Here is a 13,859-nt window from a genome sequence, read left to right as displayed (position 1 = left end):
TAAATAGATTCTGAAAGGTGCTATGATGTTGCTTGCTAGATCATTTACTGAAAAAGGAAAATGGAGGAATGGCAATGAGAAAGAAAAAGTGGGTTGCAATGGGGATTGCGGCATCATTAATAGCTGGAGCTTTTGGGTCACCAGCTTCGGCAGCGACGGAACAAGTAAAGGTGAAAGTAAACAGCAAGTCTGGAACACCAGCCTTTTTAGCAGGTAAATTATCGGCTCCATCAAAAGCATCAGCACAAGAAGTTCTTTTTGAATACGTAAACAGCCATAAGTCTATTTTTAAACTAGGGAACAAAAAAGCAGAAGAATCTTTCCAGATCCTAGAAAGCACGAAAGAAGCGGACGGCAATACAATTCTAAGACTTCAACAAGAGCACAACGGAGTTCCGGTTTGGGGATACACACAAGTCGCACACATTAATAAAAATGGTGAGCTTACCGTTATTTCGGGTGAAGTTGCTGCAGATTTGGACAAGCAGGGGAACTTAAAAAGCAAGAAGCAAATCAGCGGAAAAAAAGCAGTGGGGATCGCAACAACTGCACTCGGCATAACCCCTCAATTCGAAAAAGCGCATAAAGCAGAAAAAGTAGTATTCATAAAAGATGGTACGGCCCATAACGCCTATCTAGTGAACTTAAACTTTTTAACACCAGAGCCAGGGAACTGGAACTACTTTATCGATGCAGCATCAGGTGATATCCTTCACCGTTACAATGATATGCACGAAGTAACAGGAACGAATACAACTGGAACTGGAAAGGGAGTTTTAGGAGACTCTAAAACGTTGAACCTCACACTATCGAGCGGTAAATACTATATGCAAGACAACACAAGAGGAAACGGAATCTTTACGTATGATATGAAGAACAGCACATTCCTTCCTCAATTCTTCCTGCCAGGAACGCTGTACAGCGGAACAGATAATATTTTTGACAGCACGTACGATCAAGCGGTTGTAGATGCGCATTATTTTGCAGGTCTTACGTACGATTATTATAAAAACACACACGGCCGAAACTCTTATGATAACAAAGGAGCGCAGATCAAATCGTCCGTTCACTTTGATCAAAACTATAACAATGCGTTCTGGAATGGATCGCAGATGGTGTATGGGGATGGTGATGGGACAACCTTCATTCCGCTATCAGGCGGTATCGATGTAGTGGCTCATGAACTTACACATGCGGTAACCGATACAAGTTCTGATCTAGTTTATCAAAACGAATCAGGTGCTCTGAACGAAGCGATGTCTGATATTTTCGGAACGTTGGTAGAGTACTATAATGGCAAGAATCCTGACTTTGAGATTGGGGAAGATATCTACACACCTGGTACGGCAGGAGATGCACTGCGTTCTATGTCTGATCCGGCAAAATACCAAGATCCTGACCACTACTCTGTTCGCTATACCGGAACTGGTGACAACGGAGGCGTTCATATCAACAGCGGGATCATCAACAAGGCCGCATATCTATTAAGTGAGGGAGGCAGTCACTATGGTGTATCAGTGACTGGAATCGGACAAGCTAAGCTAGGGGCGATCTTCTATCGTATGAACACAGTTTATTTAACATCATCTTCTAACTTCAGCCAAGCGAGAGCAGCAGCTGTACGTGCAGCAACTGACTTGTACGGTGCAACCTCTCAAGAAGTGACATCCGTAAACCAGGCGTTTAACGCAGTAGGGATTCAATAATATTAAGAGCTAGAGCCGAGTTGTTGGCTCTAGCTTTTTTGTATAGGCAATATGTCGGGAGGATGTCGAAATATGTAGACTCGCCGATATATGGCTAAAACTCGCCGGAATAAGTTCGAAATTCGCCGGATTATTTCCAAAACTCGCCGGAATAACAGCAAAATTTCTTGAATTAGTGAATTATTGCCCTCTTAAAAGAGGTTTTTCTGACACAACCATCAAAAAGGATTCATTCTACCAATGTCGAAAAGAAAAAGAAGGTGGAACTTAGCAAAAAAGGTTAAGAACGAATAAATGTTCGTGTATATGATAGACGTAGGGTAGGTGATGGAGATGGATTATGAAGTTTGCATTCAGCGGACACTCGATTATATTGAAGAGAACCTGCACGAAAGAATTACGTTAGAGGGGCTGGCAGAGCTCGCTTGCTTCTCACCTTTTCATTATCATCGGGTGTTTCAGTTTCTTGTCGGTGAGTCGGTAATGGAGTATGTCCGGAAGAGAAGGCTCACACATGCGGCGCTGCGTCTGCTGCAATCCGAAGACAAAGTAGTCGATATTGCGTTTGATCTTGGATTTCAGTATCATGAGTCATTCAACCGTGCTTTTAAAAAGTACTACGGCCGTTCACCTCGGGAGTATCGCAGTGCAATAGTTCATCCCATTTCTCTTCATCAAAGAGCTTACCTGAATATAAATCGTTATACAGGAGGAATGAACATGGATATGAAACTGATTAAGAAGCCTGCGTTCCACATCATCGGGTATGACTTGAAGACAAGAAACACGGATGGTGAGAATAATCGAGAGGTCCCTAAGTTTTGGCAGCACTATATCCAAAACAACCTTGGCGCACAGATTCCTAATCCGTTACATCAAAATCAAGAACTTGGATTGTGTACAGACTACAATACAACAACCGGTGAGTTCGTTTACATGATCGGTATGGAAGTGGCGGAAGGAACACAAGCTCCAGAAGGATTGTCATATAGAAGTTTTCCTGAAATGGAGTACGCTGTATTTACAACTCCAAAAGCATCAGAGGAAAACTTTACACAGTCCATTCAACAAACATGGGTTAAAATTTTCTCTAAATGGTTCCCGGATTCAGGTTATGAGCATAACGGAAAAGTTGAATTTGAGTTATATGATGAACGCTGTTACGGAAAAGACAACAAACAGATCGACATATACATTCCAGTTGTAAAGAAAGCTGTAAAAGTTAAATAACAAGTGGATGCACCCTTTTTGCTTACGAGCAAAGGGGGTGTTTTCTCATATTGTATGGGAATTTTGTGTTTAAATAAGAAATTATTAAAAAAGTGTTAGGTAATAAGAATGAGCATACTAAAAGATGAATATCTGTCTATTCATTAGTATTGCATCCTTTTTCATCACTATTCACTCATTTAGACCTCAATTGGAATAATTACTCAACTTTGGGTAACTCTAAAGATATATTTAGAAAATGAATGTTTGCCTATTGGTTTTACCCTAAGGACGATGTCACCTCTCTTTTTAACAAATACTACCTTTAACGGTAGCGCATAAGAACATTTGATTGTGGGATTATAATCTTAATCCAACAAGAGGAGGTGAAATCAACATGGCTAATAACAACAGCTCAAACCAATTATTAGTTGCTGGTGCACAACAAGCTATCGACCAAATGAAGTATGAAATCGCTTCTGAGTTCGGTGTACAACTTGGTGGGGACACTACTTCTCGTGCTAACGGATCTGTAGGTGGAGAAATCACTAAACGTCTAGTTGCACAAGCTCAATCTCAATTTAGCGGACGCTAATAATTAAATATCATGGCTATGGCTATCTGTTAAACGCAGATAGCCTCTTTGTTTTTGTTTCTTTTATAAAAGATTACTGCTTTTGGTCATTTTTGCAAGAGTCTTCATTGACAAGATGATTGGAGTGTAAGGTGCGAGACTCCTACGGGAGCAGCGGGACAGGTGAGACCCCAAAGGCGCAAGGGGCCGAGGAGGCTCACCGCACGCCCCGCGGAAAGCGAGCAACCTGAAACGGAAATCAACCACTTCAAAAGAGTAACAAAGGTTAAGAAAACAGCCTTATTTTTACATAGAAAAAGTTAAACGTTTGACATAAGTAATGAAGTGTTTTATATTAGTTGACGTATCAATGATTGAGCTATCAATTAATGAAGGTGAGGGATGTTTTTGTCCAACTCAAATATAGAAGACGAGAAGATCATTAACCGATTGTACGAGATCCACCGCCGCACAGCGCCTAAGTTTGAAAGCTGTACTGGCATCAGTCAAACTCGATTGGAACTTTTGCATGAACTGTATGAAGTGGAAGAAATTAGCCAAAGAGCCCTTCAGAAGAAAGTAAATATCGACCATGCTGCAGTTACAAGACATCTTAAACAACTCGAAGAAAAAGGGATGGTTATCCGACGGAAGAACCCTGATGATCAGCGGTTTACTTATGTTTCTTTATCAGAGGAAGGCCGCACGAGAATCATTCACTACCGAGAAGAAAAAGAGAGGTTTATCTCAGGTGTCTTAAATGACTTTTCAGCTGAGGAGAGAAAAGTTCTTCTCGACATGTTAACGCGCATTCAGCACAACATTGAAAGATTTGAGTAACACCTATACATCTAAGATTAAGACATAAAGGGGAATGCAATATGCAACAAACTAAAATTAACGATTTCCATGAAATTATTACGGGCCGCCGTTCCATTCGAAACTATGACCCATCTGTAAAAATTTCAAGAGAGGAGATGAAAGAGATTTTAACAGAAGCATCACTTGCACCATCTTCTGTTAACTTACAGCCTTGGCGTTTTATGGTGATCGATACACCAGAAGGTAAAGAAACTTTAGCACCACTTGCGAAATTCAACCAAAGACAAGTAGAATCTTCTGCAGCAGTGATCGCTGTATTTGCAGACAACAACAGCTTGGACTATTTGGAAAAAATTTATGATAAAGCGGTGGCTGAAGGGTACATGCCTCAAGAAGTAAGAGATCAACAAGTACCAGCTATCCGTGGTTCCTTGCAACAGATGCCACCAGAACAGGTTGAAGACATGAATTTGATCGATGCAGGTCTAGTTTCAATGCAGCTTATGTTAGTAGCTCGTGCACATGGTTATGATACAAACCCAATCGGCGGTTACGAAAAAGACAAGATCGCTGAAGCGTTTGGTCTAGATAAAGAACGTTATTTCCCAGTTATGCTGATCTCGATCGGTAAAGCAGCAGACAAAGGATACCAATCCGTTCGTCTATCGGTAGAAGAAACAACTGAGTGGAGATAAGAAAGGGGAGATGCGATCATGATAATCATTCATGCTGCATTAACGGTACTAAAAGAGAAAGAAGAAGAGTTCTTAAATGAGGTAAAAACACTGATAGAAGCATCTCGTAGAGAGAGTGGAAACATGCAATATGATCTAATGAAAGACACAGAAACAGAGTCAGCGTACATGATGATAGAAGTATGGAAAAACCAAGAAGCGGTTGAAAGCCATAACACAAGCGAACATTACATTCAGTTTGGCCAAAAGGCGCAAAGCTTTATGGCGGCTCCAACTGATGTGAAGATCTTTGCAGGACAAGAAGTAGAAAGATAAATCATTAGAAAAGGAAGCCATAGTATTGATCTGAACCCAAAAAGTTAGACAAAAATATTAGACGGCTTCTTGGGCCTGAGTACGGTATTGAACCGGACTCAGGCCTTTTAATTTCGCCTTAATTCGTTTGTGGTTGTAATAATGGATATACGCAAGCTTATTTGAATACTTGATCCTTAGCTAAAGGTTGTCAACGATCTGATTGCCATGTTAAATTAAAGGTAACTTTTAAAGAAATGGAGGTTTTCCTTTTGATAGCGTCTATGAGACTTCGATTCCCAACTTTGAACCGTTAATTAAATACGTTTAAAGGCTCTCTGCCTGTGGAGAGTAAATGGGATTGGTCTGCCTATTTTTAGGAAACCTTTATTTTACGGATAATGATAAGGTGAAAAAAGAGGGGGAGGAGTCTGCCCTCTTTTTTGCTGTAAAAAAACACCGTTAAAAAGAACTTACCGGCGATTATAGCAGTTCTAGCAGCGAAAGTTTGTCTATTTTCGGGGGTAGTTGCAATTTATCGGCGAAAATGAGAATTTTATCGGTGAAAACTTACTTCTATCTGTGAACGTGTAACAACTATAAAAACACGTACCGTTCATTTTTAAAAACATCGAGGCCTGGTTTAGGTTTCTTCAAATATGTCCTTTTTCATTTACTCTCACAGGTATCGTGGCTGTGTCTTGTTATTTTTTACAAATAATTGAAAAAGGAAGTGTAGAACATGTCAGTAGCAAAAGAGCGCGTTTTAGAATTAGCAAAGAAACACGGTTTAGAGGTAAAAGAGAATTCCTTGACCTTTAATGAATCTGGACTAGATTTCTTAGCTGTTTTTGCAGAAGATCAAGAAGGAGAGAACTGGGTACTTCGCATTCCGAGAAGAGAAGATGTTGTAACTGGAACTTTGAAGGAAAAGAAAACATTGGACTTGATTGCTCCTTTCATCTCAGTGCAAGTGCCAAACTGGAGCATATTTACGAACGAGCTGATTGGGTATAAACAGCTAAGCGGTATACCAGCAGGAACGATTGACCATACTGCTCGAGCCTATATTTGGGAACTGGATGAAAAGAATGTACCGGATCTCTTTAATGAAACCCTGGCAAGGGCGATGGTTTCCCTGCATGCCATTGCACGGCAGGCTATGAACGCGAAGTGGTTAACCGTACAAAACGCTGAGGAAGCGCGATCGTCGATGAAAGAAAAAATGGATAATGTAAAAGCTGAATTCGGTGTCAGCTCTGAACTTTGGGAAAGATGGCAGGCTTGGGTTACAGAAGACTCGTTCTGGCCAAAACAAACGGGCCTCGTTCATGGAGATCTGCATGCGGGTCATATTCTGATCGATAAAGAGACAGCGAGAGTGACTGGTTTTATTGATTGGACAGAAGCATCTGTTACAGATATCGCGAATGATTTCGTTCCTCATTATCGTACGTTTGGGGACGAGGCACTAGAGCGCTTAATTTACCATTATGAAAAAGCGGGTGGATATGTGTGGCCAAAAATGAAGGAGCATGTAATCGAGCTTACTGCGACTTATCCGATTGCAATAGCTGAATTTGCTTTGAAATCTGGACTAGGCGAATATAAAAATATGGCGAAACAAGTCTTGGGTGTAGAATAAGACGTTTATAAAGGCTGATCTCTAAGATGAGGTCAGTCTTTTTTGTATAAATTGAGCACAGCCTCCGCCATCTTTTTAACTGAATCGATGAGTGAAACGGGCTGCACGATCCTGACTTGATTTCCGAATCCTAAGATATATTCTCTTGCTTCTTGCTCCGTTTCGAATAAGAGTTTGACTGGTATCCAGCCATCCTTGTTCTCGTCATTGGTGTTCACCACCTGAACGAAACGGCCGGTAAACGTTAGGCGGGGAAGGATCGAAGACGATACCTCTACATTCACTTCAAAGGTTGGGAGATTTTTAATAAAACGTTGTTTGGATTGCTCCCAATACTCGGCCAGCAGAAAGCCGGGTGGCCGTTCGAATGTATCGATCAATAATTTTGCTGATTTAATTCTGGATGCCCGAAAACTTTTGATGTCCCCGGTTGATCGTGCAATTAAATACCATGTTCGGCCCTTTGCTACTAATCCTAATGGTTCCACAATTCTTTCTGTGATTTCTTTATTTGGTTTTTCGTAACTTATCTGCAGCTTTCGTTCTTCCCATATTGCTTGCTGCAAGGTGTTAAGTGCGGTGACTTCTTCTTTCGTTTGTCTCCATGTATCTGTGTCGATATGGACGCGGTTCAACATATCATCTGCTTTTGATTTCATAGGGTTTGGAAGGACGGCTAAAAGCTTTTGACGCGCTTCTTTCCAGTCTTTCATGAAACCTAGATCACTTAAATGCTGAACAGACGGGGAAAGAAACAATGTTTTCATCTCGTCTTCTTTTAATCCTGTCAGTCGTGTTTGGTATTGATCCACAAGCCGCCACCCACCATATTTTCCACGTTCCGCTAGAACAGGTATTCCTGCTGCACTTAGCGCTTCCATGTCCCGGTGGACTGTTCGTTCGGTGACTTCTAATTCTTTTGCCAGAGCTTTTGTTGTCATCTTTTGATGATTTTGAAGAAGCAATAAAATGCTGATTAATCGGTCTGCTCTCATCTATTTCTCCTATGGTTTTAATATGACATTAGGTGTCAACATTATGATTTACACTAAAGATAATTCAAAACAAGGGGCGATTGCAAATGAAACCATTAAAAGGAAAAGTAGCACTTGTAGCTGGTGGTACAAGAGGAGCAGGACGAGGAATCGCAATGGAACTAGGGGCGGCAGGAGCGACCGTTTATATTACGGGGCGGACTACACGTAACGAAGTTTCTGAATATGGCCGCCCGGAAACGATTGAAGAAACCGCTGATCTTGTAGACGAGTTAGGTGGCATCGGCATTCCGATTCAAGTGGATCACCTTGTACCCGAGCAAGTAAAGGCACTGATCCAAAAGATTGAAAACGAACAGGGAAGATTAGATATTTTGGTAAACGACATTTGGGGCGGTGAGTATTTAATCGAGTGGAATAAACCGGTCTGGGAGCATTCTTTAGAAAAAGGTCTCCGAATGTTGCGGTTAGCTGTTGAAACACATCTAACTACAAGTCACTTTGCTCTGCCACTCTTGATAAAAAATGAAGGTGGATTGGTCGTTGAGATGACAGATGGAACAGAAGAATACAACGATAAAAATTACAGGTTGTCAATGTTTTATGACCTAGCGAAGAGTTCGGTTAACCGCATGGCAAGAGCTCTTTCACACGAACTTGCACCATATAAATGCACCGCGGTTTCGTTAACGCCTGGCTGGATCCGTTCAGAGATCATGCTTGAGACTTTTGGGGTAACAGAAGAAAACTGGAGAGACGGGACAGGGAAAGATCCGCATTTTGCGATATCTGAATCACCGCGTTTTGTCGGACGTGCGGTGGCAGCTTTAGCAGTTGATGAGCAGCGTCATGAGTGGAACGGGAAATCTCTATCAAGCGGAGGGCTCGCTAAAAGATATGACGTATATGATGTGGATGGATCACAGCCGGATTGCTGGCGTTATTTAGTCGAAGTAGTAGAGGCAGGAAAACCGGCTGACACGAAAAGATACAGATAAAGAAAAAGGCGTGCCAAATACGCCTTTTACATACTATGCACACTTAAGGGGGCTTTGTCGAAACTTGTCAACCCGCTGATATATGTTTAAATCTCGCCGGATTAACTCAAAATCTCGCCGGATTATTGACTTAATTTCTAGGATTATCATTCAAATCGACCTTCAGCTAAATCATAAATCTATTTTGTGATTCCTATATTTTCCTTTAATTGATTTCATTCTGGGAAGTAGATTGACATTTTTTACTGCCGAAAATATACTAATTACTGTAAGAAGAAGTCATATGGGAAAGGAACGGTACTACGCTGATGTGGAAAACTCTTATTTTCTTAGGCTAACTCAAAATAGTGAGACCTGGAGAATAGGATAAGTCTGCCCATTTTGCGTACACGAGTACCATCATTTCCAATATGAGTTCACACAAAACATATTCTGTTTTTGTGTTATTTGGATACGTGTAAAAGCATATATGTGCGAACCAACCAACCTCTCTGGGCTCCAGGGAGGTTTTTTTGCGACCTCCGTCATTAATAAGATGAAAGAGGTGAGCTGCATGACTACAGTATTACAAGTCAAAGGATTGCAGAAAAAATTTGGTGAACGAGAATTATTAAAAGAGATTTCATTTGAAATAAGGCAAGGTGAGAAGATCGGTTTAGTCGGTTGGAATGGGAGTGGAAAAACTACATTAGTGAACATGCTTATGGGACGTGTAGAACAAGATAAAGGGTCAATTACGACATGGCCAGCACATTTAAACATGGGGTTCCTGCCGCAATCCACGGATTACATGCTGGATGTGGAAAAAGAGATGAGAGAATCTGGTGAAGAGCTTTTAAGAACGAGTAAACGATTAGGGCTTCAAAAACATCTGTTAGAAACGGTAGAGTTGCACCATTTAAGCGGTGGTGAACGTTTGAAATTATCGATCGCGAAAATCTGGGCAAACCATCCAGATTTCTTGATTCTAGATGAACCCACCAATCACCTTGATCTTCAGGGAATAGGATGGCTGACAGAAGAGGTGAACGATTACGCTGGTGCGGCAATCATAATCTCTCATGACCGCCACTTTTTAGATCAGACGGTTCATAAGATCTTTGAGATTGAAGATGGCAAGCTGACGATCTATGATGGAAACTATTCGGCATATCGGGCTGAAAAACAGCGACGGTATGAGCAGCAAAAGCGTGATTATGAGAAGCAGCAAAGAAAGATCCAGATGATCGAGCAGCAAGTAAATACGTTAAAGGCATGGTCTGAAAAAGCACACCGGGAAGCGGGTAAAGGAGGCTCTCTTTCTGAAAATCGGCTGATTGGTCTCCGGGAATATGAACGGGTAAAAGCGAAGAAAAAAGATAACCAGGTGAAATCAAAGTTGAATCGATTGAACTTGGAATTGTCTAAAACAGGCATAGATAAACCGAAGGAAGAAACAGATGTGTTCTTTCAGTTTGATACCTCTGGTAAAAGAGGGAAGCGGCTGGTAGAAGCACGCGGATTAACCAAGCAGTTTGGCGACCGCGTTTTATTTGAAAAAAGTCATTTCTATATTAAGCATGGCGAGAGAATAGCGCTGCAAGGAGCAAACGGAGCGGGGAAGACAACCTTTATTAAAATGCTGCTTGAGGACGAACCGATTTCAAGCGGGTCCATCTGGAAAAGTGAATCGATGAAAATTGCCTACCTCTCTCAAGATGTAAGTGATATGCCTGAAGAAAAGACCATCTATGAATACTTTGATCTGGAGGAGAAACATCAGGTAACACAGGCCAGGACAATTTTTGCCAACATGGGTATCGAGGATCAAAAGCTCTCAAAACCCATTAGTCACTTAAGCTTAGGAGAACGAACGCGTGTCAAACTTGTTTTAATGATTTTACAAGAATACGATGTTCTCATTTTGGATGAACCGACGAATCATTTGGATCTGCCGAGCCGGGAGCAGCTTGAAGAAACTTTGAGTGATTTTAACGGAACTCTCATTATTGTTTCACATGACCGCTTTTTTGTTGAGAAACTTTGCGATAAATTGCTAGTTATTGAAAATCAGCAGATAAAGAGGGTCGAGATGGGGCTTGGAGAATACGAGGAAAAGAAAAGCAGAAAATCCGAAGGTACAGATCAATCCCAAACAGAAGAACTGGTGTTAGTAGAGAACAAAATCACGGAATTACTCGGGAAAATCAGTTTTTATAAGATGGGTACAGATGAGTACATTCAAGTCGATCGCGAATTAAAAGATTTAATGGATAGAAAAAGGGAGCTCATCCAAAAATCTAAAGCGTAAAGAAAAGCCAGGTGGGAATTGTCGCCTGGCTTTGTTCTATTTACTATACAAGGATGAACCCGAGAAATTGTCATCTCGCTATAGAGTGGGGCAAAAGAGCATAGCCCGATGTTGTATTAAATAAAAGTCGATCAACCAATCCAAAATTGTTTAAAGAGGATAGCTGATCCTGATCTCGAAAGGTTAGCTTTTTTATGTAATCGATCCCTCTGGGAAAAATCATGTCAGATTATCTAACATGGGTGTGGAATCTGCGCCAGAACTGTATAAAATGAAAAGAAACAGTTAAGCAGGGGGCGTTCAAATGAAAGAAATCATGTTTTCGTTAAACAGTGTCTGGCTTGTGTTAGGTGCACTTCTTGTTATTTTGATGCAAGGTGGGTTCATCCTACTCGAAGCAGGTTCGACACGAATGAAGAATGCGGGACACATTGCTGGTAAGACGGTCTTTACGTTTGGGTTAGCGTCCATCGTATTCTGGGCTGTTGGCTATGGATTCATCTTTGGGGGTAATTCAAATTTTTTTATCGGGTTATCTGACTTTTTCTATTCGGGTGATCAAGCCGACGGTATGCCTTATTCTACAGCGGCATTCTTCTTATTCCAGTTAGCCTTTGCAGGAATCTCGCTAACAATCGCATTTGGTGGTTTTGCAGAACGTGCAAAGTTATCTGCATACCTTGTGTTTGCGATCCTTTTCTCAGTGCTTGTCTATCCGGTTGTGGCGCATTGGATATGGGGCGGCGGGTGGTTAGCCGAACATGGCAAGCAAGATTTTGCGGGTTCAACAGTTGTTCACTTAACAGGTGCGATGGCTGCTTTCGCGGCAACAATTTTACTTAAACCGCGTATCGGAAAGTTCAATAAAAATGGTACAACCAACAATATCTTTGGACACAATCAAGTTTACACAGCATTAGGGGTTATTGTTCTTTGGGTAGGATGGTTTGGTTTTAATGGAGGGAGTACGTTTGTTGTTGATGATGGCTTTTTCGGATTTGTAGCGTTAAACACGAACATTGCTGCTGGAGCTGGAGCAATTGCTGCACTTATTATTTCTTGGATGGTACTTGGTAAATCTGATATTCCGACGATTCTGAACGGGGCGTTAGCAGGACTTGTTGCCATCACAGCATCATGTGCGTTTGTAGAAACGTGGGCAGCTGTATTGATTGGTTTTGTGGCAGGGATTCTTGTATTCTACAGCGTTAAGTTTTTCGATAAGTTAAAAGTGGATGATCCGATTTACGCGCTTAGCGTTCACGGTGCAGCAGGAGTATGGGGGACTTTGTCGACTGGATTATTCGCGACACCAGAACTTGCAGCAGTAGGTAAGCCAGGATTATTCTATGGCGGTGGATTCTCACAGCTTGGTGTTCAGGCGATGGGTGTTTCTGTGTCAGCACTTTACGCGTTCGCCGTCTCCTTCATCCTTTTATATGCGATGAAAAAAGTGATGAAAGGACTTCGTGTCTCTGAGGAAGAAGAGATTATCGGTTTGGACGTTAGTGAACACGGAAACTACGGTTATCCAGAAGCGTTCATTACGAACGAAGAGAAAAATAGAATTGCAAATTAATAGTGGATATGAGCATTGGGGGCATTTCCTCAATGCTTTTATCACATGGGATGTGAAGAAATGTCTTATACAACGATAAAAAAATGGCGTGACACTGAACTGGAAAAACATGATGCGTCATCACAAGCATTAAACGTATTTCATGATTCAGTGATGAAGAAAGTCTTTGAGACTGCACTAAAAAAACAAAAGGCGCTACACGGACCGCCGCCTTGTCTTTATTCCTGGTTTGTAATGGGAAGTGCAGGCAGGTTTGAACAGGCCATCATCTCAGATCAAGACCATGGTTTGGTTTATGAGGAGGATAGCGAAAGTGCAGCTCAATATTTTATACGTTTAGGTAAGGAATTAGCGGATGGTTTAAATGAAGCAGGCTATCCCTTTTGTGATGGAAATGTAATGAGTTCAAATCCTGTTTGGTGCAAATCAAAATCAAAATGGAACGAGCAGCTTTCTAAGTGGCTGAAAGAAGAAAGCTTTGAGAGCATTCGCTTCCTTCTTATCTTCTATGATGCGCGAGTTCTCGTTGGGGAAGAGGAATATATCTTTGAACTCAAACAACACGTACACGATTATACGAACCAAAATCCTCATTTTCTTGAGAGGCTGTTAGAGAACACACAGCATGTAAAGAAAGCAGTCGGTTTCTTCCATCAGTTTTTAACTGAAACACATGGCTCGTATGCAGGAAGCATTGATCTTAAGCAATCTGGCTTTTTTCCGTATGTGAATAATATTCGTCTGCTTGCGCTTAAAGAAAGTGTGAATGCAACGTCAACACTTTCAAGAATTGAAGAGCTGACAAAGCTCCCCAACTATCAGCGAGACTTAAGCTGGTGTAAGGGTGAATTTGAAAAGCTGCTTCATTACCGCCTTCAGTACCATAAAAAAATGACGGAAAACTATGATGATATACATTACTTAGATGTAAAAGAACTTCCCAAGGATGAAAAAAAAGACATGAAGCAAATTCTACTAAACGGACAAAGACTGCAAGACTATACACAGGCTGTAATCCAGGGAATGATGCGTAAATGAGGATGAATCCGCTC

12 protein-coding genes and 1 pseudogene are annotated in these 13,859 nt (G+C 41.3%); 11 read left to right on the top strand and 2 right to left on the bottom strand.

All coding sequences use genetic code 11. The features are described 5' to 3' along the window. Window positions 1-74: 74 nt before the first annotated feature. From IEV52_RS15890 to IEV52_RS15865, 6 genes are all read left to right on the top strand, one after another. Window positions 75-1,706: a M4 family metallopeptidase gene (locus IEV52_RS15890; RefSeq protein ID WP_188403472.1), complete on the top strand. Its 1,632-nt coding sequence runs from the start codon at window positions 75-77 to the stop codon at window positions 1,704-1,706. Between the two features lie 327 nt (window positions 1,707-2,033). Beyond that, window positions 2,034-2,936 (top strand): AraC family transcriptional regulator, encoded by a 903-nt coding sequence (locus IEV52_RS15885; protein WP_188403471.1) that lies wholly within the window; start codon window positions 2,034-2,036, stop codon window positions 2,934-2,936. A gap of 376 nt (window positions 2,937-3,312) precedes the next feature. Beyond that, window positions 3,313-3,510: an alpha/beta-type small acid-soluble spore protein gene (locus IEV52_RS15880; RefSeq protein ID WP_188403470.1), complete on the top strand. Its 198-nt coding sequence runs from the start codon at window positions 3,313-3,315 to the stop codon at window positions 3,508-3,510. A gap of 381 nt (window positions 3,511-3,891) precedes the next feature. Next, the gene (locus IEV52_RS15875) at window positions 3,892-4,329 is read left to right on the top strand and encodes a MarR family winged helix-turn-helix transcriptional regulator (RefSeq protein WP_373869420.1); all 438 of its coding nucleotides are present in this window, start codon (window positions 3,892-3,894) and stop codon (window positions 4,327-4,329) included. Window positions 4,330-4,370: 41 nt separating this feature from the next. Next, window positions 4,371-5,006 (top strand): nitroreductase family protein, encoded by a 636-nt coding sequence (locus IEV52_RS15870; protein WP_188403468.1) that lies wholly within the window; start codon window positions 4,371-4,373, stop codon window positions 5,004-5,006. 18 nt (window positions 5,007-5,024) lie between these two features. After that, window positions 5,025-5,321: a putative quinol monooxygenase gene (locus IEV52_RS15865; RefSeq protein ID WP_188403467.1), complete on the top strand. Its 297-nt coding sequence runs from the start codon at window positions 5,025-5,027 to the stop codon at window positions 5,319-5,321. Between the two features lie 57 nt (window positions 5,322-5,378). Here IEV52_RS15865 and IEV52_RS15860 read toward each other — a convergent pair. Next, window positions 5,379-5,471: pseudogene (locus IEV52_RS15860) on the bottom strand (IS3 family transposase); the annotation flags it as partial. A gap of 571 nt (window positions 5,472-6,042) precedes the next feature. Here IEV52_RS15860 and IEV52_RS15855 point away from each other — a divergent pair. Further along, window positions 6,043-6,945 (top strand): macrolide 2'-phosphotransferase, encoded by a 903-nt coding sequence (locus IEV52_RS15855; protein ID WP_188403466.1) that lies wholly within the window; start codon window positions 6,043-6,045, stop codon window positions 6,943-6,945. Window positions 6,946-6,977: 32 nt separating this feature from the next. On the opposite strand, the gene IEV52_RS15850 is transcribed toward IEV52_RS15855, so the two are convergent. Next, window positions 6,978-7,940, bottom strand: a complete 963-nt coding sequence (locus tag IEV52_RS15850) for a helix-turn-helix transcriptional regulator (RefSeq protein WP_188403465.1) — start codon at window positions 7,938-7,940, stop codon at window positions 6,978-6,980. A gap of 86 nt (window positions 7,941-8,026) precedes the next feature. Between IEV52_RS15850 and IEV52_RS15845 the strand changes: the two genes are divergently transcribed. From IEV52_RS15845 to IEV52_RS15830, 4 genes are all read left to right on the top strand, one after another. Further along, window positions 8,027-8,938: an SDR family oxidoreductase gene (locus IEV52_RS15845; protein ID WP_188403464.1), complete on the top strand. Its 912-nt coding sequence runs from the start codon at window positions 8,027-8,029 to the stop codon at window positions 8,936-8,938. Between the two features lie 553 nt (window positions 8,939-9,491). Next, a complete protein-coding gene (abc-f, locus tag IEV52_RS15840) occupies window positions 9,492-11,228 on the top strand; it encodes a ribosomal protection-like ABC-F family protein (protein ID WP_188403463.1) in 1,737 nt (578 codons plus the stop codon). Between the two features lie 304 nt (window positions 11,229-11,532). Further along, a complete protein-coding gene (locus tag IEV52_RS15835) occupies window positions 11,533-12,807 on the top strand; it encodes an ammonium transporter (RefSeq protein ID WP_188403462.1) in 1,275 nt (424 codons plus the stop codon). Window positions 12,808-12,867: 60 nt separating this feature from the next. Beyond that, window positions 12,868-13,845 carry a DUF294 nucleotidyltransferase-like domain-containing protein gene (locus tag IEV52_RS15830; RefSeq protein WP_188403461.1) on the top strand — a complete coding sequence of 326 codons (978 nt, stop codon included), beginning with the start codon at window positions 12,868-12,870 and terminating at the stop codon, window positions 13,843-13,845. Window positions 13,846-13,859: the final 14 nt, after the last annotated feature.

This window comes from Fictibacillus barbaricus (assembly GCF_014635025.1).
GTDB lineage: Bacteria > Bacillota > Bacilli > Bacillales > Fictibacillaceae > Fictibacillus > Fictibacillus barbaricus.
This window is presented reverse-complemented; position numbering and strand designations above follow the sequence as displayed.

Coding starts and splice junctions, on each gene's coding strand:
- IEV52_RS15890 (WP_188403472.1), top strand. CDS start 75: ATGAGAAAGAAAAAGTGGGTTGCAATGGGGATTGCGGCATCATTAATA.
- IEV52_RS15885 (WP_188403471.1), top strand. CDS start 2,034: ATGGAGATGGATTATGAAGTTTGCATTCAGCGGACACTCGATTATATT.
- IEV52_RS15880 (WP_188403470.1), top strand. CDS start 3,313: ATGGCTAATAACAACAGCTCAAACCAATTATTAGTTGCTGGTGCACAA.
- IEV52_RS15875 (WP_373869420.1), top strand. CDS start 3,892: ATGTTTTTGTCCAACTCAAATATAGAAGACGAGAAGATCATTAACCGA.
- IEV52_RS15870 (WP_188403468.1), top strand. CDS start 4,371: ATGCAACAAACTAAAATTAACGATTTCCATGAAATTATTACGGGCCGC.
- IEV52_RS15865 (WP_188403467.1), top strand. CDS start 5,025: ATGATAATCATTCATGCTGCATTAACGGTACTAAAAGAGAAAGAAGAA.
- IEV52_RS15855 (WP_188403466.1), top strand. CDS start 6,043: ATGTCAGTAGCAAAAGAGCGCGTTTTAGAATTAGCAAAGAAACACGGT.
- IEV52_RS15850 (WP_188403465.1), bottom strand. CDS start 7,940: ATGAGAGCAGACCGATTAATCAGCATTTTATTGCTTCTTCAAAATCAT.
- IEV52_RS15845 (WP_188403464.1), top strand. CDS start 8,027: ATGAAACCATTAAAAGGAAAAGTAGCACTTGTAGCTGGTGGTACAAGA.
- abc-f (WP_188403463.1), top strand. CDS start 9,492: ATGACTACAGTATTACAAGTCAAAGGATTGCAGAAAAAATTTGGTGAA.
- IEV52_RS15835 (WP_188403462.1), top strand. CDS start 11,533: ATGAAAGAAATCATGTTTTCGTTAAACAGTGTCTGGCTTGTGTTAGGT.
- IEV52_RS15830 (WP_188403461.1), top strand. CDS start 12,868: ATGTCTTATACAACGATAAAAAAATGGCGTGACACTGAACTGGAAAAA.